This window comes from Roseiterribacter gracilis, from assembly GCA_018332375.1.
Taxonomy (GTDB): domain Bacteria; phylum Pseudomonadota; class Alphaproteobacteria; order BOG-932; family Roseiterribacteraceae; genus Roseiterribacter; species Roseiterribacter gracilis.
On the sequence record BOPV01000001.1, the window covers coordinates 3,160,173 to 3,180,131 of the forward strand.

General features: G+C 62.9%; 18 protein-coding genes. 10 read left to right on the forward strand and 8 right to left on the reverse strand.

Annotated features, from left to right (window positions below; translation table 11 throughout):
• Window positions 1-26 precede the first annotated feature (26 nt).
• The 4 genes from TMPK1_RS15790 (at window position 27) to TMPK1_RS15805 (ending at window position 4,647) form a co-directional block, all read left to right on the forward strand.
• Window positions 27-1,757 carry a DUF885 domain-containing protein gene (locus tag TMPK1_RS15790; RefSeq protein ID WP_420244137.1) on the forward strand — a complete coding sequence of 577 codons (1,731 nt, stop codon included), beginning with the start codon at window positions 27-29 and terminating at the stop codon, window positions 1,755-1,757.
• Window positions 1,758-1,800: 43 nt separating this feature from the next.
• Entirely contained in the window at window positions 1,801-2,346 is a 546-nt protein-coding gene (locus TMPK1_RS15795) for an SCO family protein (RefSeq protein ID WP_420244139.1), read from the forward strand.
• A gap of 2 nt (window positions 2,347-2,348) precedes the next feature.
• Entirely contained in the window at window positions 2,349-3,452 is a 1,104-nt protein-coding gene (locus TMPK1_RS15800) for an MBL fold metallo-hydrolase (RefSeq protein ID WP_420244140.1), read from the forward strand.
• 82 nt (window positions 3,453-3,534) lie between these two features.
• On the forward strand, window positions 3,535-4,647 hold the full coding sequence (locus TMPK1_RS15805) for a hypothetical protein (protein WP_420244141.1): 1,113 nt from the start codon (window positions 3,535-3,537) through the stop codon (window positions 4,645-4,647).
• 16 nt (window positions 4,648-4,663) lie between these two features.
• On the opposite strand, the gene TMPK1_RS15810 is transcribed toward TMPK1_RS15805, so the two are convergent.
• Complete coding sequence (locus TMPK1_RS15810; protein ID WP_420244142.1) at window positions 4,664-5,254, reverse strand: COG3904 family protein; 591 nt, start codon at window positions 5,252-5,254, stop codon at window positions 4,664-4,666.
• A 218-nt stretch (window positions 5,255-5,472) separates the two neighbouring features.
• Here TMPK1_RS15810 and TMPK1_RS15815 point away from each other — a divergent pair, with 218 nt between their 5' ends.
• Entirely contained in the window at window positions 5,473-6,870 is a 1,398-nt protein-coding gene (locus TMPK1_RS15815; RefSeq protein WP_420244144.1) for a peptide MFS transporter, read from the forward strand.
• The gene (locus TMPK1_RS15820; RefSeq protein ID WP_420244145.1) at window positions 6,870-7,169 is read left to right on the forward strand and encodes a hypothetical protein; all 300 of its coding nucleotides are present in this window, start codon (window positions 6,870-6,872) and stop codon (window positions 7,167-7,169) included. Before TMPK1_RS15815 ends, TMPK1_RS15820 begins: the two co-directional genes overlap by 1 nt.
• Here TMPK1_RS15820 and TMPK1_RS15825 read toward each other — a convergent pair.
• Genes TMPK1_RS15825 through TMPK1_RS15840 form a run of 4 tightly spaced genes read right to left on the reverse strand, consistent with a single transcriptional unit; the run spans window position 7,166 to window position 10,914 of the window.
• On the reverse strand, window positions 7,166-7,879 hold the full coding sequence (locus TMPK1_RS15825; protein ID WP_420244146.1) for an MgtC/SapB family protein: 714 nt from the start codon (window positions 7,877-7,879) through the stop codon (window positions 7,166-7,168). The two genes, TMPK1_RS15820 and TMPK1_RS15825, sit on opposite strands and share 4 nt — an antisense overlap.
• 20 nt (window positions 7,880-7,899) lie before the next feature.
• Window positions 7,900-8,628, reverse strand: coding sequence for a creatininase family protein (locus TMPK1_RS15830; RefSeq protein ID WP_420244148.1), 729 nt, complete (start codon window positions 8,626-8,628; stop codon window positions 7,900-7,902).
• Window positions 8,629-8,638: 10 nt separating this feature from the next.
• A complete protein-coding gene (locus TMPK1_RS15835; RefSeq protein ID WP_420244151.1) occupies window positions 8,639-10,141 on the reverse strand; it encodes a hypothetical protein in 1,503 nt (500 codons plus the stop codon).
• A complete protein-coding gene (locus tag TMPK1_RS15840; RefSeq protein ID WP_420244152.1) occupies window positions 10,138-10,914 on the reverse strand; it encodes an ABC transporter ATP-binding protein in 777 nt (258 codons plus the stop codon). The genes TMPK1_RS15835 and TMPK1_RS15840 overlap by 4 nt, the downstream gene beginning before the upstream one ends.
• Window positions 10,915-11,022: 108 nt before the next feature.
• Here TMPK1_RS15840 and TMPK1_RS15845 point away from each other — a divergent pair, with 108 nt between their 5' ends.
• From TMPK1_RS15845 to TMPK1_RS15855, 3 genes are all read left to right on the forward strand, one after another.
• Window positions 11,023-13,233 carry a sensor histidine kinase gene (locus tag TMPK1_RS15845; RefSeq protein ID WP_420244154.1) on the forward strand — a complete coding sequence of 737 codons (2,211 nt, stop codon included), beginning with the start codon at window positions 11,023-11,025 and terminating at the stop codon, window positions 13,231-13,233.
• A 122-nt stretch (window positions 13,234-13,355) separates the two neighbouring features.
• A complete protein-coding gene (locus TMPK1_RS15850) occupies window positions 13,356-13,937 on the forward strand; it encodes a hypothetical protein (protein WP_420244155.1) in 582 nt (193 codons plus the stop codon).
• 39 nt (window positions 13,938-13,976) lie between these two features.
• Window positions 13,977-14,462: a YajQ family cyclic di-GMP-binding protein gene (locus TMPK1_RS15855; protein WP_420244157.1), complete on the forward strand. Its 486-nt coding sequence runs from the start codon at window positions 13,977-13,979 to the stop codon at window positions 14,460-14,462.
• Here the strand turns inward: TMPK1_RS15855 and TMPK1_RS15860 are convergent.
• From TMPK1_RS15860 to TMPK1_RS15870, 3 genes are all read right to left on the reverse strand, one after another.
• Window positions 14,459-15,292, reverse strand: coding sequence for a hypothetical protein (locus TMPK1_RS15860; protein ID WP_420244159.1), 834 nt, complete (start codon window positions 15,290-15,292; stop codon window positions 14,459-14,461). The genes TMPK1_RS15855 and TMPK1_RS15860 overlap by 4 nt on opposite strands.
• 113 nt (window positions 15,293-15,405) lie before the next feature.
• Entirely contained in the window at window positions 15,406-17,886 is a 2,481-nt protein-coding gene (locus tag TMPK1_RS15865; RefSeq protein ID WP_420244161.1) for a S9 family peptidase, read from the reverse strand.
• Between the two features lie 55 nt (window positions 17,887-17,941).
• Complete coding sequence (locus TMPK1_RS15870) at window positions 17,942-18,829, reverse strand: LysR family transcriptional regulator (RefSeq protein ID WP_420244163.1); 888 nt, start codon at window positions 18,827-18,829, stop codon at window positions 17,942-17,944.
• A gap of 107 nt (window positions 18,830-18,936) precedes the next feature.
• On the opposite strand from TMPK1_RS15870, the gene TMPK1_RS15875 reads away from it, so the two are divergent.
• Complete coding sequence (locus TMPK1_RS15875) at window positions 18,937-19,950, forward strand: aldo/keto reductase (RefSeq protein WP_420244165.1); 1,014 nt, start codon at window positions 18,937-18,939, stop codon at window positions 19,948-19,950.
• Window positions 19,951-19,959 lie beyond the last annotated feature (9 nt).

A 19,959-nucleotide genomic window follows, 5' to 3' on the forward strand; every position in this document is an offset into this window, starting at 1 on the left:
ATACTCCGCGCCCGGAGGATTGCGCCATGATTCGTGTTGTCTTGCTCCTGACGCTGCTGGCCGCGCCGCCAGAGACTGCGCTGCGCCAGGTCATTGCCGACTTCGAACGGTTCGATCGCGCCGACGATCCGGTCAGCGCCGGTCAGGACGGCGACCGGGCGCAGTTGTCGCGTCTGCCCGACGTCAAACCAGCCGCCGATCGTGCGCGGACCCAAGCGCTGCAGACATTCAAAACGCGGTTGGCCGCGATCGACGCCAAGACTCTGTCGGCCGACGCGCAGCTCAATCTTGCCGTGCTGCGCGCGACCGTCGACGACCGCCTCGCACTGTTGTCGTTCGACGTTGCGCGGCTGCCGTTCAATAGCGATAGCGGCTTTCACACGATGCTGCGCGAAACCGCCGACGCGACCGCGATCGATACGGTTGCCGACGCCGAAGCCTGGCTGGCGCGGCTCGATGCAGCGCCGGTGTGGTACGCGGACAATATCGAGAATGCACGGCGCGGCCTTGCCACCGGCTTCGTGCAGCCGCGCATGACCACCGAGCGCGTGCTGGAAATCGCAAAGACGCAAGCGGCGACGCCGGTCGAGTTCGATCCGTTGCTGAAGCCGCTTGCGAAATTGCCAGCCACGATCGCCGACGGCGATGCCCTGCGCACGCGCGCCAAAACAATTCTGCGCGACAAGGTTGCGCCTGCGCGCGCCGCCTTCGTCACGTTTCTCGAAACCGAATATCTACCCAAGTCGCGCGCGTCGCTCGGCGCCAGTGAGATGAACAATGGCCGCGCCTATTACGCGGCTGCAATCAAACATTATACGACGACGTCGATGACGCCCGATCAGGTCCATGCGTTGGGTCTGTCGGAAGTCGCGCGCATTCGCACCGCGATGGACGCGGTGATGGCAGAGGCGAAGTTCAACGGTAGCTTCACCGAGTTCTTGGCCTTCCTGCGCAGCGACAAACGGTTCTACGCGCAGTCGCGCGAAGAGCTGCTGCTGCGCGCGTCCGAGATTGCGAAACGGATCGACGGACAATTGCCGCGCGTCTTTCGTACCTTGCCGCGCCTGCCTTATGGCGTGACGCCGGTCGCAGCCGAAATCGAACTCGCTTACACGACCGGCCGCTATTCGCCGGGCAGTCCCACGCTGGGCGTTGCCGGACAGTATCTCGTAAATACGTCGAAGCTGGATCAGCGGCCGCTATACGAATTGCCGGCGCTGACCCTGCATGAAGCGGTGCCGGGACATCATCTGCAGATCGCGTTGCAACAGGAGCTTGGCGAGCAACCTTGGTTCCGGCGTCACGCCGACGTCACCGCCTTTGTCGAAGGTTGGGGTCTGTATTCCGAAAGCCTCGGCACCGATCTCGGCATCTATCGCGACGCGTACGAAAAATTCGGGCGTCTGTCGTACGAGATGTGGCGCGCCTGCCGTCTCGTCGCCGATACCGGCATTCATTGGAAAGGCTGGTCGATCGAACAGGCGCGCGCCTGCTTCACCGACAATTCGGCGCTGGCGCCGCACAATATCCAGACCGAACTCGAACGCTATATTTCCTGGCCGGGCCAGGCGACCGCCTACAAGATCGGCGAATTGAAACTGCAAGCGTTACGCGCCAAAGCAACCGCCGCGCTGGGCGACAAGTTCAATCTGCGCGACTTCCACGATGCGGTTCTGTTGGGCGGGCCGTTGCCGCTTGATCTGTTGGAACAGCGCGTCGACCGCTGGATCGCGCAGCAGGCGAATAGACGGTCCTAGCGTGTAATTCCGTCGCCTTGGTTGCGGCGCTACAAGCTATGCGATGTGGTGGCGTCTCGCGCTTTGTCTGTTCTTCGTCGTGCCTGCGCATGCAGCCGAGCAGGTCGACTGGTCGTTGCGACGCACCGATGGCAGGCCGGCGGCGATGCGCAATCTGCCTGCGCGCTGGCTGCTGATTTATTTCGGCTATACGCGTTGCGCTGATATCTGCCCGACGGCGCTTGCCGATCTTGCCGAGGTGATGGACCGGTTGGGATCGTTGGCGCCGCGCGTGCAGCCGGTCTTCGTCACGCTGGATCCGTCGCGCGACACGCCGGCTGCGCTCGACAGCTACGTCACCTTGTTCCGCGCCGGTATTTTGCCGCTGACCGGCAGCGAAGCGTCGGTTTCCGACGCGGCGCGCCGCTTTCACGTGCATGTCACGCGCTACCAGGATCCCAAGCTGGGCGATTATAGCATCGACCACAGCTCGTCGTTCTTTCTGGTCGCGCCGAACCGGCAATTGCTGGCCGATTTCGCGACGCCCGATCTGTCGCCCGACGAAATCGCTCCGTCCATTCGTGCTCTTCTGACCAAGGAAAAGTCATGACGATGAATGCTTCCCGCCGGCACTTCCTCGGCAGCGCCGCCGCCGCGACTGCTTTGTTCAGCATGCGGCCCGCCGCTGCTGCGCCGGTGCTGAAAGTGCCCGAGATCGACAGGCTTGAGATTCGCATCGTGATCGATAGCGGCCACGAGCTGTATCTCGACAAGACCGAACATCCGTTGGTGAAAGTCGAGCGAAGCGGCATCGGCCTGGTCGGCAATGGTCGCAGCCTGCAGGCGATCGACAGCCAATGGGGTCTGTCGCTGCATCTCAAATCAACGCGCGACGGCGTCGTGCGCCAGCAGCTGCTAGATTTCGGTTCGACGCCCGACGTGATGCTGAACAACTTTAAAGTGCTGGGTCTCGATGCAGCCCAGCTTGATGGGTTGATCCTCAGCCACGGTCATGGCGATCACTATGGTGGCCTGATCGGATTCCTCGAAGCGTATCGCGCCAATCTGCGCCCCAACATTCCGCTCGTGGTCGGCGGCGAAGACAATTTCTGCTTCCAATTGCAGAAGGGACCTGACGGTCAGCCCAAGCAATTCACCGTGCTTGATCGCGCCGATTTGCAACGTCTGTCGGTCAATTGGTCGACCGCAGAAAAGCCGCGCCTGATTGGCGACCACGCCTTCTCAACTGGTGCGGTGCCGCGCACGACGTTCGAGAAAGTGCAGGCCAATACGCTGGTCGAATACGGCCAGCATGACGGCGCGGGTTGCGACGCGGGCCATTTCAGCGCCGCCGAGCTGAAAGGGAATCTCGAATCGAACCAGCACTGGCACGAACATGCGACGTGCTTCCATTTGCGCGGTCGCGGCCTGGTGATGATTTCCAGCTGCGGCCATGGCGGCATGGTGAACGCAGTGCGTCAGGCGCAGAAAGTGTCGGGCATCCAAAAAGTGCACGCGCTGATCGGCGGCTTTCATCTCTATCCGGCGCAAGCGTCGTACGTGACCGAAGTCGCCCAGGCGGTAAAGGCGCTGCAGCCCGATCTGGTTCTGCCGATGCATTGCAGCGGTACGAACTTTGTCGCCGCCGCCCATGAATTGATGCCCGACCAGTTGATCACCTCGACGACCGGGAATCGTCTGACTTTGGGTGTCTGACGCGCCCTTCGCTTGGCAAGAAGCTCGCTTCCAGGCAGCTTTCCCCGAACCGCAGCAACGGCGGGATCGGGGGAGTCCAGGCATGGATCAGGCGCTGCAATTCACCTTGTCCTCTGGGTCGAGCCGCGTGCTCGATTGCGCTGCGGCCTATAACCGGGCGCATGCGTTCGACCCGGCAGCGCCGACGCCGTTCCAACTGCGCGTCTTCAATCACGCGGTGTTGATCAAGGACACGCCGCCGCCCGGCACCGTGTTTCCCGACAACGCATCCGGTCGGTTGCCGCCAGTCTGTACCAAACTCTATCTGCCGTTTGATCCCAACCAGCCGACCGATGGCGGGCGCACCATCGTCTACGGCACGGCTGCGTTTCGCACCGCGCTTGGCGAGCTGGTCGATCTCAAAGAACGCAGCGACGCGTTTGCGGCCGATTCAAAAGTACTTCGCATCTTCGACAAGCTGCCGACCCTGGCGCCGTTTCTGCTGCGCGACCGGTTCGAGATGGAAAAGATCCCGGTCGGCAAAGGCTATTTTGACGTTTCGGATGCGGAGTGGGAATCGATCGGGAATTTCATTCGCGGCCAGTTCGAGAAAATCTTCGCCGCCGTCTTTCCGGCCAAGAGCGATGAGGCGAAAGCCAAGCTCGATCGGCTGCTGGCGGTGTTGTGGCATCTCTCCGATCGTCCGGCGCTGGAAGAACTCGCCGACGCGTTTCAACTCGATCGCGCCACCTGCGACGAAAGCTTCTATGCCTGGAAAGGCGTTCTGTATTTCCAGCACGAACATGCGCGCGACCGGGCGCGCATGATGGAATTCATCACCTGGCTGCAGGGTCTGCGCAAATACGAAGACGCGCCGGGCCAGCGCGAACGCCAGGGCGTGCAGGCCGTCGCCGGCCATCTCCATACGTTCTGTTTCGAAACGCTGCGCGACATCGACAAACGCTTTGCGACCTATCAGGGCGCGTTCAACGATCTATTCGGCGGCGCCGGCGATCCGCGCGGCTTCATGAATTTCCTGCGCGATGCGTCGGGTCATTTTCAGGAACTCGGCATCGGCATCGCCAAGCTGCAGCATCTGGTCGAAATCTCGGATCGCACGACGGCCAAGATTTTCCGTCGCCGGCCGCAAGTGACGACGCTGATTCCGCTGCTGCGCACGATGGCGGATTTGACGTTGCAGCAAACGCCGGCCTGACGCCGGCGCTGCAAGGTCAGTCGGTCAGAACCCGGGCGGCGCGTAACTCGTCGCGCTCGGGAATCCACATACGTTCGAACGGCGTGCGCATGATCTCGTCGACCAGCGCATTGTCGAACCCGGCCGCTTCATAGGCTTCGCGCATGCGCGTCTGCAGCCGCTCCACCGTTGCCGGATCCATGCCGTTATAATTCGCGGTGTGAAACCCGATCTGCACGTCGGGACGCGCGCGCCGTTTTACGCCGCCGGCAAAGACGATGCTGCAGGCCGAAAAACACGTGCCGACCGCTTCGGTTTCGATGCCACGTTCGCGCAGGAACTGGCTGGCGCGCACCGCTTCGCCGACCCAGCCGCCGCCACTGGCGAGCTGCAGCACGCGCGCATGTGGATTGGCGTCGAACGCGCGACGCACCGCATCACTCGCACCGCGTTGGAACGAGCCGTGAAAGACGACGGCGCGGCCATGCCACGGGACTTGTACTTCGTAGGGTTCGGCCGCGGTTTCAGCGTGAAACGTGACCGGCCTGCCGCCGCGTAACGCGGCGCGCGGATCGACGCCGAATGGATGCAGGTCGCCGGCCAGCGCCGCGGTCGCTGCCGCAAGCACGGCCAATCCGGACAAAAGCCATAGGCGATGGGGGCGCTTCGACGTGGGGTGGGCGGGTATCGGCGTCACAGGAACTCAACTTTACAGCGACATAGGCAGTGCATGGAACCAAGACGCTGCGTCGCACCCAGAGGTTCCCGGCGTCCGCGCACCGCACCGATTGCTCGACCCGGAAGACGATATCCGGTACCGGTCGAGAAACAGGGACGGCACAAAAAATGACCAGCGTTACCCAAAACACGCCAATCGACGCGCGCGATGACCGCGTCTTTCTCGGCCACCCGCGCGGCCTCGCCTATCTCAGCTTTGCCGAGGTGTGGGAGCGTTTTTCCTATTACGGCATGCAGACGCTGCTGGTGCTGTACATGGTGCGGCAGTTGTTGCTGCCGGGACATGTCGAGAATGTTGCAGGCATCAACGGCCTGCGCGCCTTCGTCGAGAGCATGTACGGGCCGGTGTCGGTGCAAGCCTTCGCGTCGGCAATCTTCGGTCTCTATACCGGCCTCGTTTATTTGACGCCGATCTTCGGCGGGCTGATTGCCGACCGCGTGCTCGGTCGCAAAATGACGGTGACGATCGGTGCGATCTTGATGACCATCGGTCATTTCCTGATGGCGTTCGAAATGCCATTTCTGTTGGCGCTGCTGTGTCTGTTGTTCGGCGTCGGTTGCTTCAAAGGCAATATCGCAAGCCAAGTCGGTGCGCTGTACAAGCCCGGCGATTTGCGCGTCACCAGCGCGTTCCAGATCTATTACATCGGCATCAACGCGTCGGTGATCATCGCGCCGCTCGTGTGCGGCACGTTGGGCGAATTGGTGGGCTGGCATTGGGGATTCGGCGCTGCCGGTATCGGCATGTTGATCGGCCTCTTCGTCTATCGCGCCGGCAGCGGCTATCTGCCGGCTGATCCGTTGATCGAACGGCGCGCAGGCCGCACCGGTGCGCCGACCAAGTTGCGCAAAGGCGAAGGCAAGACGCTGACCTTGCTGGTCGTGCTGCTGCCGGTGCTGGCGTTGGGTGTCGTCGCCAACCAGCAGATCTTCAACGCGTACATCGTGTGGGCCGATCAGAGCGGATCGCTGCGGCTGTTCGGCTATCCGTTCCCGACGACCTGGTTGATCACGCTCGACGCAATCACCTCGACCGGCTTCTTGCTTGGGTGGGTCGTGTTCTGGCGCTGGTGGTCGAAGAAGCGGACCGAGCCGAACGAAATCACCAAAATGGCGATCGGCTATATCTCTAGCGTCAGCGGCGTGCTGGCTTTGGCGGCGGGTGCATTTATCAGCCAGCAAACCGGCGAAAAGGTCGGCATGTTGTGGCTGGTTGCGTTCCACGTGCTGAACTCGATCGGCTTCGGCAACGCCTTCCCGGCCGCGCTCGCGCTCTATTCGCGCCTGTCGCCGCCGGCGATCGGCGCGACGATGATGGGCGTCTTTTATCTGCACTTCTTCGTCGCCAACAATCTGGCTGGCCGTCTCGGCGGCTTTCTCGAAAAGATGTCAGCAACCGATTTCTGGTTGATGCATGCCGCGATGGTCGGCTTTGCCGGCATCGTGGTCTTGATCGTGCGCCAGTTCTTCGGTCATCTGCTGCTCGCTAGAAACGAGGCGCATTGATGGACGAAAAGCCGCCGCAGAAAGATGCGCCGAAGAAATATCGCGACGGCATCATCATTCCGCCGGAAGAAATTCTGGCACTGGTGGGCGCCTGCATTCTGATCGTGCGCGGCCGCATCAAACGTCCAAGCGACGCCGAACGCGGCGGTCGCAGTCTCGAAGCATGGCTGCGTGAATCGAGCGGCGTGCCGGAAGATGAAATCGAATGGGCGATGACCGAAGCCAAAGCGATGGAGCCGGCGGAGCGCGGCAAGATCGTCGGTCAGGCGCTGCCGGAATATGCCGGCAAGACGGCCTAGCTAACGGTACTGACGCTCCAGCTTGCGCTCATGATTTCGGGCGCGCGTTCGAGCTTGGCGACGACGTCGTCAAGCTCGGTCGCCTCGGCCGCGTGCGGCACGATTTCCGCGGCCAGTTCGATCGCCTCGTCGCTTTCTGACAGCGTTTCGATTTTGCGGATCGGGAAATGATGCGCGCGCAACATGCCGTGCAACAGGCTGCGCACCGCCGGGACTGACGATGGCGGACAGACTGCGTGAATGCGGTAATGCGCTTCGACCATCGCTTCATGCAGCGGCCGGCGGTTGATCCAATTGACCAGCGGCCGCAGCAACGTATTGCCCGCCAGAACCACGCCGGTCAGCAAAGCCGCTTCGGCAACCAGACGACAACCGCACAACGCACCGACTGCGGCTGTGCCCCACAAGGTCGCGGCGGTGTTGAGGCCGCGAATATTCGTGCCTTCTTTGACGATGACGCCGGCGCCGAGAAAGCCGATGCCCGAGACGACATAGGCGACGATCTGCGTCGCACCCTCGACGCCGCGTAGACGAAACCCAAGATCGGCGAAGGCGGCGGCTGCAACCGCAACCAGCACGTTGCTGCGCATGCCACCGGTGCGCTGGCGCCATTGCCGCTCGATCCCGATCAACAGCCCCATCACGAAGGCGAATAGAATCGCCGACGCGGTCAGCCAGAAGTTACCGAGATCGATGTTGGCGGCGTGCATCGGCTCCTACTTGCACCGATTCAGCGCGCGAAGGCAGCGAAATCCTTCACCAGCTCGGCCGCAGCCAGTTCGATCAACGCGCGGCCTTTCTCGGGCGTCGCCTGCGCCGGATCCGATCCCATCCGCCCGTCGGGATAGCGGCGGCGGAAATCGATCGCGTCATAGATCGGACCGGTCGGCGCGATCTTGGGCTCGTAGGCCGCTTGCTTCACGCCGTAGCCGGCTTGCGTCACCGCAACTTCGGCTGCGGTCGCGTGGCTGCCGAGTCCGACCGGAAATTGCTGTTCCGACAGACTCTGCACGCCTGGCAGTTCCCACCAATTGCGCTGCTTCAAAGCGAAATTGACCGGGCGCGACGCGAAGCTGGCGCTGGCATAGATCTCAGAAAAGGCCGCGTTGATGGTGGCGACGTTGCCGCCATGGCCGTTCAAGAAATAGATCCGTTCGAACCCGTGCTTGGTCAGCGAATTCACCCAATCGACGATCACCTGAATCATCGTCGACGGACGCAGGCTGATCGTGCCGGCAAAACCCAGATGATGCTGCGCCATACCGACGACGAAGGGCGGCGTGATCAGAATCTCGGCATGCTTCTGTGCTTCATGCGCGATCAGCTCGGGACACAGAAAGTCGGTGCCCAGCAAGCCGTTGGGTCCGTGCTGTTCGGTCGAGCCGATCGGAATCAGGACCGCTTTCGACGTCTTGAGGAACGCGTCGATTTCTTGCCAGGTCGAAATGTGCAGCAGCATAACCAATTTCCTACTTCTTACGCAGCAGCGCGAGCAAGCCCAACGCGAGGAGGACGGCGACGCCAGTGACCCAGTAGTGCTGGTCGATCGCTTTCCACGCGGCCCAGCTCCACAGGCTCGCCAACGCGAATTCGGCGAGCGCGATGCCCCAATGGCCTTTGCGCCGTGCGGCGAATTTTTTGCGGTCGCCGGGCTCGATGTACCAGACATTGATCAAGGCGCAAGAGATGGCGGCCGCGCTGCCGCAGACGAAGATGGCGACGCCGTAGTCGATTTCGACGAACGAAAGCCAGACCGACGCAGCGCCGAGAATTGCCAGCAGCGGTGCCAGCACGCCGATCGCTTTGGCGCGCGTGATGGTGGATTGATCGACGGGCGCCAGGCGTATCAAGTCCGGCGCATCTTCACCGGACTGCGCCAGCCACGCGACGCCGCCGGCGACCTGCGCGATCACGAAGACCAGGAACACCCAAAGCGCCGGGATTTTCTCGCCGTCGCCGATCTGGTTGCGGAACGCATACAGCGCCGGCGCGATCATCTGCAGCAACGGCCCCGACACGACGCCAAGCAGCAGCGCCGGATTGCGCAGGATCAACCGCCATTCCTTGCGCGCGAACAGCCCGACCAGATTGTGGGTGGCGAAGCGGATCGCGCCGCGCCTAGTTGCACGGCCGGCGCGCGCGGCGCGGGCCGAACTCGTCGCTGCAATCGCTGCGAACGCGCCGCCGAACCAGCGGCTGAACAACAACAGCACGATGCTGGCGCCGAGTAGCACCGCCAGCAGCGGCAGCGGCGGCGCCAGAACCAGCTCGCCGCTCCAGCGCAGAAAGGCCGGCGGGCCGCCGCCGACCATGAACCATTGTTTGCCCGCACTTTGAATCGCACCGCGCGGACCGAATCCGAGCTGCGATCCGAACGCCATCGTGAGGCCGAACAGAATGCCGACGACTTGGCCCAACGTCTGCGCGCGCCGCACGCCAAGAATGCGCACCAGTGCGACGCACAGCGGCATCGCAATGACGGTCGCGACGACGGCGATGGTCAGAACCAGGAGATACAGCGACAGCCAGTGCGCTGCGACCAGGATCGCCAGCATGTTGGCAAACGGCAGCACAACGATCGCCAGCGGCACGATCGCAACCGCAACGATGGCGAAGGCGCGTATCGCAAGCACGCGATGCGGCGACAGCGGCGACGAAAACAGCAAGTCGAGATCGTTGCGCAGAAACAGCGCGTTCAAGGTGCGTCCGATTGCGTTCATCACGGTCATGCCGAGCACGAACCAGAAGGCGGCACCGAGCAGCGGCAAGATGGGCGAAAAATCGAATTTGCCGGTGAGCTTGTTCTGCAGCAGCAGCGCGCCGCGGCTGATCGGATACGCGACCGCATGCATGACGACGAGGGCGATCCCCAACATGATCAGCAACCGCCATGGCTTTTTATTGACGCGCGCGGCCAGGCGCAGCTCGTGCCGCATCAACCACGGAATCGATCCAGGCATGAGCAGGTTCATGCGACGGCCGCGCTTTGTGAAATGGCCAGCGCCAGGAAGATGTCTTCCAACGTTGCGTCCTTGCGTCCGGTCTGGATGCGCAACTCGGCCAAAGTGCCCTGGGCGACCAGCGCACCGTCGCGCATGATGCCGACGCGATTCACCAGCCGTTCGGCGACGTCGAGAATATGCGTCGCAAGAATGATGGTGCAGCCCGCATCGGTGCGCGCCAGCAACAAGTCTTTCACCTGACGTTGGATGGCCGGGTCGAGTCCGGTTAGCGGCTCGTCCAGAATCAGCAAGCGCGGATCGTGCACCAGCGCACCGGCCAGCGAGACTTTCTGCTTCATGCCGCGCGACAGGGCGGCGCAACGCGTATCGCGCTGGCTCCACAAATCGAGACGGTCGAGCAAGGTGCTGGCGCGGTCGGCCGCTTCCTTGGCGTCGATGCGCCACAGCCCGGCGACGAATTCGAGATATTCGAGCGGCGTCAGTTGCTCGTAGAGCAACGGCTCGTCGGGCAGCCAGGCAAGTTTCTGTTTGGCTGCCGCAGGGTCTTGCAAGGCATCGATGCCGAAAATCTGGATCGCGCCGCGATCGGGCTTCAGCAGTCCAACCGTCATCCGCAGGGTCGTCGTCTTGCCCGCGCCGTTGGCGCCCAACAGGCCGTAAAATTCGCCAGGCCGAATTGCGAGATCGATCCCGCGGACTGCATTGGTGCCGTCAAAGCTTTTGGCGACGTCCTGCAGCAACAGCGCATGCGCCGCTTCGGTGCTGGTCTCTGGCCGGTCCATGAATCCCCCGAGGTCGAATCGAACGACAACCTGCCCGATTTTTCCGTGGGCTGGCGACTGCGCATGAAATTTAGACATCCGTTACCAGGACGGCGCATGGTCCGGGGCATGAGCGACCTCACGATCGCACAACGGCGCCAAGCGCTTCTGATCTGGCTGTTCGGGTTCGGCGTCATCGCGTCGATCTGGATCGCGTTCGCGTCCTTCCTGCTGCTCGACCGCAAGCAGCAGATCGAAGAGGCGCACCAATCGACCGGCGCCCTGGCAAGCGCGCTGGCCGAGCAGGTCGACCGGACATTCGCCGACGCCGACCGGCTGCTCCGGTTCCTGCGATCTGAGATGCAGCTGCGTCCGAACGTCAATCCGTTCATCCGTGCGCGCGAGCTGGGTCTGATCACCGACGCCTATACGCAGGCCGTTGTGGTCGACGAGCATGCCACCGGGCGCGCCTTTCTGGTGCCGCCGCCGGAATCACTGCCGCGCATGTTCGCCGATCGCGAATGGGTGCGCGTGACCGAAGCGATGACTGAAGACGCGGTCTTCGTCGACAAACCAATTCGCGGTCGCGTGCAGGGAAGATGGGCGATCAACATCGCGCGCCCAATTCTCGAGAACGGCATCCATAAAGGCGCCGTCGTCGTTGCGCTCGACCCGTTCGGATTCGCGCGCTTCTTCGATCGCATCAATCTCGGACCGGGCGGCAGCGCGCAGATTTTCGATCGCTTCGGCCAGTTGCTGTCGCGCTCGCGCCTCACCGACGAAATGCTCGAAGGCAAACGCCGTCTGTTGGTTCTGCCGGAAATGATCGCGCAGGACGAAACCGGCTATGTCGAAACACGGAGTCCGATCGACGGACTGCAGAAACTGATTTCGGTGCAACGTCTCGCAAGTTTTCCGCTCGGCGTTTCGGTCGGCTATAGCCGGGACGACGTGTTGGCGCCGGTCTGGCTGCGCGCGAAATATCTCGGCGCCAGTGGCGCGATCCTGACCTTGCTTTGCCTGATGGCGACGGCCGGTCTGTATGCGGGCCACAAACGCCGCGCCACTTTGGTCACCGCGCTTGCGGCGGAAACCGAGCGGCTGGGCGTGATCGAAAATCGCCTGCGCGACGTGATCGAGACGATGCAGGACGGCGTTGCCGTGTGGGACGGCGATGGGCGTCTCGTGCTGGCGAATTCGCCCTATCGCGCCTTCTTCGATCCGATCGGCCATTTGCTGCAACCGGGTTTGAACTGGCGCGCCTGGCGCCAATTCGTGCTGGGCAGCGGCCTGCTCGAAGCGGATGCAAGTTCGGGCGAAGAATGGTGGAAACTGCCGCCGTCGGAACGCAAGGAAGTGCGCGCCGAAATTCGTCTCACCAGCGGCGTCTGGCTGTTGTGCCGCGAAGCCGCGACCAGCGACGGCGGCGTGCTGGGACTGCGCACCGACATTACCGAATTGAAATTGCGCGAATTGGAATTGTCGGACTCGCATGCCGAGCTGCAAGCCAAGTCGGACGAGCTGGGGATGTTGGTGCGCGAAATCGAAACCGCGAAATGGCAGGTCGACCGCGCCTACGAAGCGCGCGGTCTGTTGTTGACCCATATCAGCCACGAGCTGCGCACGCCGATGACAGCGGTGATCGGTTTCGCAAAGCTGATTCAGGCGCGCACCTTCGGGCCACTCGGCGACGAACGCTATGGCGACTTCGTCGATCGCATCGTCGCCAACGGCGAACATCAAGTCGCGATCATCAACGACGTGCTGGATCTCGCGCGCGCCGAAGCCGGACGTCTGACCTTGACCGACGACACGGTTTCGCTGGACGCGCTGGTCGGTTGGGTGCTGCCGCAGATGCAACCGCTGGCCGATGCAGCCAAGATCATCCTGCAGCAGGGCCAAGTTGATCCGGTGCAAGTGCGCGGCGACGAAAAGCGTCTGCGCCAGGCGCTGCTCAACCTCATCGCCAACGCGATCAAATTCTCGCCCGCCGGCCTGATCACGGTCGACGCGCTGCGCCTCGAATCGGGCGAGGTGATGATCCGTGTCACCGACACCGGACGCGGCATCGATCCGGCCGATCTGGCGCGCGTGATGGAGCTGTTCGGCCAGGCTGGCGGCCCATCCGAAACCGTCGGCACCGGCGTCGGCCTGCCCTTGGTGCGCCGTCTGATCGAAGCGCATGGCGGACGGTTCGAACTCGCCAGCGACGGGGTGGGCGCCGGCACGGTGGCGCGCCTCTATTTGCCCGCATCCCGCCTCGCCGATGCCAGCGCCGAACGCCCGGACAGCGAACTCGACCGCCGCGCCCAGACCGACCGGCGCCGCGGCGTTCGTTAAGACGCTTCGCACCGCAGCAGGTCGTCCACCGGAAATTCCACGGCGTTAAGCTCGCGTCCGTATTGCTTGCGCGGCCGGTTTCTCTACCGTGCCGCTCGCAGAACGCGAATTTGGGAGCCGTAATGCCGGAATTGTCGCAAGGCGCCTGGATCGTCGTCGGAGCCGTTCTTTTCGGCCTGATCGCGTTGCCCGTGCTTGCCTTGTCGCGTCGTCGCAAGGCGCGCAACACACGCGTGATGGTGCGCCCGACGCAGGGCAAGAACACCGTGCCGAAGATTCGTGATTTTCGGGATTGGCTGCTCGAACAGACGCCGCCCTACATTCTCGTCTCGGGCGCCAAAGCCTCGGCGCGCTATTACGTCGGCTATCTCGACGGCGTCGCGTCGATCATCGCCCGGAATGACGGTGCCGATCCCGACACGATGGTGATCAAGACCATCGCCGCGATGGAAGCGATGAAGTTGCTGGGCGATCCCGGACAACGCGACAGCCAGCTGCAAGAAGGGCTGGAGCTGCTGGCGCAGGCGCTGTTGACCTCGCCGGGACAAAAAGGCCGTGCCGATGGCATGGCCGACGCCGAAGTCGCGGTCAAAGCCGCGCAGCTGCACGACACCGCGCATTTCGAACGGTTTGCAGCGCATTTCGAATTCAAGTTTCCGACAGCGGCGGCCGCCACCGTTGCATCGCAGGCGACCGCGCCGTAAGCGCTGTCCCTCGTTCGTTTTTCTTTTCGCGAGACGCCTATGCCGAGTTTCGACGTCGTGTCCAAGACCGATCTCAATGAGGTCGATAATGCGCTGGCCAATATTGGCCGCGAAATCGGCACGCGGTTCGACTTCAAGGGCGCCGACTGCAAGTTCGAACGCGAAGAATCGGTGCTGACGTTGCACGCCGACGACCCGCCCAAAGCCAAGCAGATGCACGAATTGCTGATGACGCATTTCGTGCGCCGCAAGATCGATCCCAAAGTGCTGGACTTCAAAGACGAAGAGCGCGCCTCAGGCGACCGCGTGCGCCAGCAGATCGTGATCAAGCAGGGGATCGACCGCGAACTCGCCAAGACGATCACGACTGCGGTCAAACAATCGAAGCTGAAAGTCCAGGCGTCGATTCAGGGCGACGAAGTGCGCATCACCGGCAAAAAGCGCGACGACCTGCAAGAAGCGATTGCGATGCTGAAAGGGCTGAAGATCGAACAGCCGCTGCAGTTCGTGAACTTCCGCGACTAAGCCACCGACGAAACGCGCACCCGTCCGTGCGCGCCGGGTTCGCACTGCATCGTCAATTTGTCGGTAGCCCGCGTCTGCACCGCCGCAAGCTGCGACGCTTCGAGCGCGATCGGCACGTCCCCAAGATCGGTTTTCAGCAGGCCGCGTATTTCCGCACCGGCTTTGCGCAGCGACGTCATGTCCAACGTGCCGCTCAAGGCAAATTGCGCGGGCAAGCTGCCGTCTTTGCTGGTCGCTTGAATCAAAGTTCGGAAGGCGGCGAGACCCAGCAAATCCGATGCATCGATCGCATCGGGACTGCTGCGCAATTGTTTGGCAAGTTCCTGCATGCGGTTTGCGGTTTCCGCGATGCCTTGTTTGGCGCGCGCGCCGCGCCCGTCGGCGGTTGTGCTGCCGGGCCAGATATGGTGCGCGACGGCAATCGCAATCTCGTTGAGCTGCGCGCCGATGCGAACGCTGTCGTCGCTCTCCGATCTGGATTCGCCGTAGGCGCTGGCCAGGTGGCGCAGCGCGGTCGTCTTGCCGATATGATAAATATCGATGTCGTCGGACGGGCCGATCAACGTCACTTGCCGTGCCGCCAACACCAGAACTTCGGTGCGGCCGTCGGCGGCCAGCAACGGGCTGCTCATCATCGCGCGGCGAAACTCACCCGATGCCTGCACCAGCAAGTTGGCCGGTTTGTTGGCCATGATCTCGACCTGAAAGCGCAACCGATCTTCGTTGTCGTAGATCAGCACCGGATCGCTTTTGGTGAACACGACCGCGATCGGACCGGTGGTCGAACGCGGCAAGGTCGCGATTGCGCCTGAGACAAGCTTAATGGCCATGATGCGCGCAGCTTCGTGGTCGAATCTCTTCCGGTCAACTGGTGTCCGCTTCTTGGATTTGAAGTTTGCCTCGGTGTGTGTCCCGAGATGGGACAAACTTCAAATCCAGCACACTAGCGCGCGGTCGGCGCCGGTTCGTTTGCACCCGCATCGGCCCGTGCACGCGGCGGTGCGTTCTTCACGTAGCGCTCCATCCAGCCGTTCATTTCCCACAACGTATGCAGCGTCGATTCACGGCCGCGATAGCCGTGCGGTTCGTTCGGCAGCACGACGTAACGCACGGTCGCGCCATTGCCTTTCAGCGCGGCATAGAAACGTTCGCTTTGGATCGGGAAGGTGCCGGAATTGTCGTCGGCGCCGCCATGGATCAGCAGCACCGGCGCTTTGATCTTCTGCACATAGGTGAAGGGCGACATCTTTTGGTAGGTGTCGGTCGCCTGCCAGTAGGTGCGTTGCTCGGCTTGGAATCCGAACGGCGTCAAGGTGCGGTTGTATGCACCGGACCGTGCGATGCCGGCGCGGAACAGATCGGTATGGGCCAGCAAATTCGCGGTCATGAACGCGCCGTAGCTGTGACCGCCGACGGCGATCCGGTCGCGGTCGGCAACGCCCATTGCAACCACCGTATCGACCGCCGCTTTGGCGTCGTCGCGCAGCTGTTCGATATAGGTGTCGTTCGGCTCGGCGCCGTTCACGCCGATGATCGGCATGCTGGGTCCGTCAAGCACGGCATAGCCTTGCGTGACCAGAAACAGATGGCTGATCCCTTGCGGGCGCGTGAAGCGGTTCTTGGCGCGGTCAACGACCTGCCCCGCGACCGCGGCGTCAGTGAATTCGGTCGGATAGGCCCACAACAACGTCGGCAACGGACCGTCGCGCTTCGGGTCATACCCCGGCGGCAGATACAGCGTGCCGCTCAACGCGACGCCGTCGGCGCGCTTGTAGGCGACCGTCTGTTTCTGCACGCCGGCAAATTGCGGCATCGGATCGGCGAACTGCGTCAATTGCCGCGGCGCGTCGGTGGCGCCGGTTTTGCGCACGAAATAATTCGGCGGCTGCGTCGCGCTCTGGCGCTGGGTCAGCAGCAAGGTGCCGGCATCGTCCAACACGCCGGCGACGATCTCGTGCACCGACTCTTCGTTGGCGGTCCAGATTTTGTTCACCGCACCTGTATCGAGCGCCATCTGCGCCAGGAACGGATGATCGCCGTCGCGCGCGGCACCCAGCCCCGCGGTCAGCACGCTGTTGCCGTCCGATGCGAACTGCATTACCGGCCGACCAGCTGCGTTTTGTTTGAGGACCGGCGTGCCCGGATCCTTGTATTGGTCCTGCGCATTGCGCTCGAACCAGATGCGTGACGTGCCAGGCTTGCTGGGATCGACCAGCAACCGCGTTTCGTGGCGCGTCTTGAACCAGCGCGTCATCACCATCGCAACGTCGTCGCGACCCCAGACAGTGGTGACGTAGCGTTCTTTGACGTCGGTCAGCGTGCGCGGCGCGTCCTTGAACGGCGCGTCCTGCAACAAGACGCGGTCGTGCATCGGCACGTCGCGTGCGGGGTCGCCGCCGTCCTGCGCTTCGGCCCAGACCAAGGTTGCGGGCGCGTCGTTGCGCCACGACACGTTGCGCGGTCCAGGCGCGACTGAATCGCGTGCAGTCGACAAATTGTCGATCAACGGACGATCGACGACGCGATGTTCGACTGTGCCGGTCGCGCTCCACACCGCGATTTCGGTCGGGAAGAAATTCGACGGCACGACGTAGCTGAACGGGCGCTTGTTCTGCGTCACCAGCAGATGCTTGCCGTCGGGCGACAGGCTGTACGCAGCAATCAGGCCGGCTTTACCGATCGGTTGCAGCGCGCCGCCTTTGATGTCGACGCGCGCCAGCTGCGAGGTGAAGTAATAGTCGAACAGCGCCTCGTCGTGCGCGTTCTCCAACAGATCTTCGTAGGTCGGGTTGGGCGCAACGCGACCGAGATTTTCCTGCACCGTAGGACCGTCAGGCGCGGTCGAGCGTTGCGGCGGTGCTTTGCGATCGGCCTTCACGCTGGCGACGATGAAGCCCGAACTGTCGCGCAGCCAGATGAACGGCGCGTCGAAGGTCGCGTTCAGCACCGCGCCTGTCACGCGACGCGCCTGCGCGGTCGCGACGTCGGCGACCCACAATTCCAAGCCGTTGGCTGCTTCGGCGACGAAAGCGAGATGCTGGTTGTTGGGTGACCAGGCCGGATCGGCGAAGCGCATTTTGGCCGGCAGTGCGACGCGTTTCACCGTGCCGCTTTGCATGTCCTGGAATGACATTTCGGTCAGCCAGTTCATCCGGATTTCGGCTTGGCCGTTGGTGCGCGGATTGATGCGGTGTCCCGCCAGACGAAGGATCGGCTGGCCCAGCGCCGCAACCGTCGGCAGGTTTTCGCGGCCAAGGATGCCCAGGATCTTGCGGTCGCCGCTCACGATCACGCGCGGCGTCGGCGTCGCGTCGATCATGGCTGCGATCGGCGCCGGCGGTGTTTGATACTTCGTCTCTGCTGCTTGTGCGGCAGACACCAACGCAACGACGAGCACCAGCGGCCGGGCGAACTGCAACATCATCGGAAGATCCTTCGCGGGTTGACGGGAGGGATCTTATCGAAAGGACCGTTACCTGCTAGCGCCGCGCGCGCAGGAATTCGAGAAAAGCTTTCAGCCCGGCCGGGATCTGGCGCCGCGACGCGTAATAGAGAAATGGGCCGGGGAATTCCTGCTGCCAGTCGCGCAGTACTTCGACCAAGCGCCCGTCTTCGACCGGCGCGCGCACGAATCCTTCGAACGTCGACAAGAAGCCAAGACCCGCAATCGCCGCGTCGATTTTGGTTTCGATGTCGGTGCAGACCAGGCGCGCGTCGGGGCGGAAATGCGTGACCGTGCCGTCGCGCTCGAATTCCCAATCGGGCCGCGCCCCGCCCAGAAACTGATGCTGGATGCATGGCGCACCGATCAGATCGTCGGGCTTGCGCGGCGTGCCGTGCGTCGCAAGGAACGACGGCGCAGCGACCAGCGCAAATCGCTGCGGCGCGCCGAGCGGCACTGCGATCATGTCGCGCGCCAGATGCTCGCCATAGCGCACGCCGGCATCGAATCCCGCCGCGACGATGTCGATCAGCGAATTGTCGACCACCAGTTCGACCTTGATGCGCGGATGCGCTGCCATGAAGTCGATCAGCAGCGGCGCCAGCGTCAAGCGTACGCCCGGCGTTGGTGCGTTGATGCGCAACGTGCCGCTCGGCGTATCGCTCAACGCGCGTGCGCGTTCGACCGCGGTGTCGATCTCGGACAAAGCCGGCGTCAATCCCGCAAGCAGCGATTCACCGGCCGCGGTCAGGCTGACGCTGCGCGTCGTGCGATTGAGCAAGCGCACGCCCAGCCGTTCCTCCAGCGCGCGCACCCGTTCGCTGAGACTGGAGGTCGAAAGGCGCAATTCGACCGCGGCGCGCCGAAAAGACCGGTAGCGGGCGACGCTGGCGAACAGGGTCAGGTCGGCAAGGTCCGGCGTCATTGTCCGCTATTCCGGATAGTTCATACGGATTTGTACGGCTTATCGGATGCAAGCGCGAGGCCGATCTTCCGGTCACCTTTTGCCAGTCACCTTTTGGGAGACCTCAGATGGAACGCCGCACCTTGGGCCGCACCGGCCCGCAAACCTCCGGCCTCGGCCTCGGCACGATGGGCATGTCGGATTTCTACGGCCCCGCCGATCGCCAGGAGAGCATCGCGACGCTGCACGCCGCACTCGACGCAGGCATCACTCTGCTCGACACCGGCGATTTTTACGGCATGGGCCACAACGAGATGCTGATCGGCGAAGCGCTGCAAAGCCGCGCGCGCAATCAGTTGTTGTTGAGCGTGAAGTTCGGCGCGCTACGCGACGCCGACAAAGGCTTCCTCGGCTACGATTCGCGTCCGGCCGCGGTGAAAAACTTTCTCGCCTACAGCCTGCAGCGTCTGCGCACCGACTATATCGACATCTATCGTCCCGCCCGTCTCGATCCCAACGTGCCGATCGAAGACACGATCGGTGCGATTGCCGACGAGATCAAAGCTGGCCGCGTGCGCCAGATCGGTCTCAGCGAAGTCAGTGCCGCCACGATCCGACGCGCCCATGCGGTGCATCCGATTGCCGATCTGCAGATCGAATATTCGCTTCTGTCGCGCGATATCGAACGCAATGGCATTCTTGCAACCTGCCGCGAGCTTGGCATCGGCATCACTGCCTATGGCGTGCTGTCGCGCGGCCTGATCAGCGGCCACTGGTCGAAAGACCGCAGCGGGCAAAAGGATTTCCGCGCGCTCAGCCCGCGCTTCCAGGGTGAAAATCTCGATCACAATCTGGCGCTGGTCGATGCGTTGCGCGCACTTGCCGATGCGCGCGGTATCACGGTGGCGCAGATCGCAATCGCCTTCGTTCTGTCGCGCGGCGACGACATCGTGCCGCTGGTCGGCGCGCGCCGTCGCGACCGGTTGCAAGAAGCGTTGGGCGCCTTGGCAGTGAAATTGTCGAGCGACGATCTTGCCAAGATCGAAGCGGCTATTCCCGCCGGTGCGGCTGCAGGCGCGCGCTATCCCGAAGCACAGATCGCGCATATGGACAGCGAACGCCCTTTCAACGAGGTTGCGTAGCGATTCACG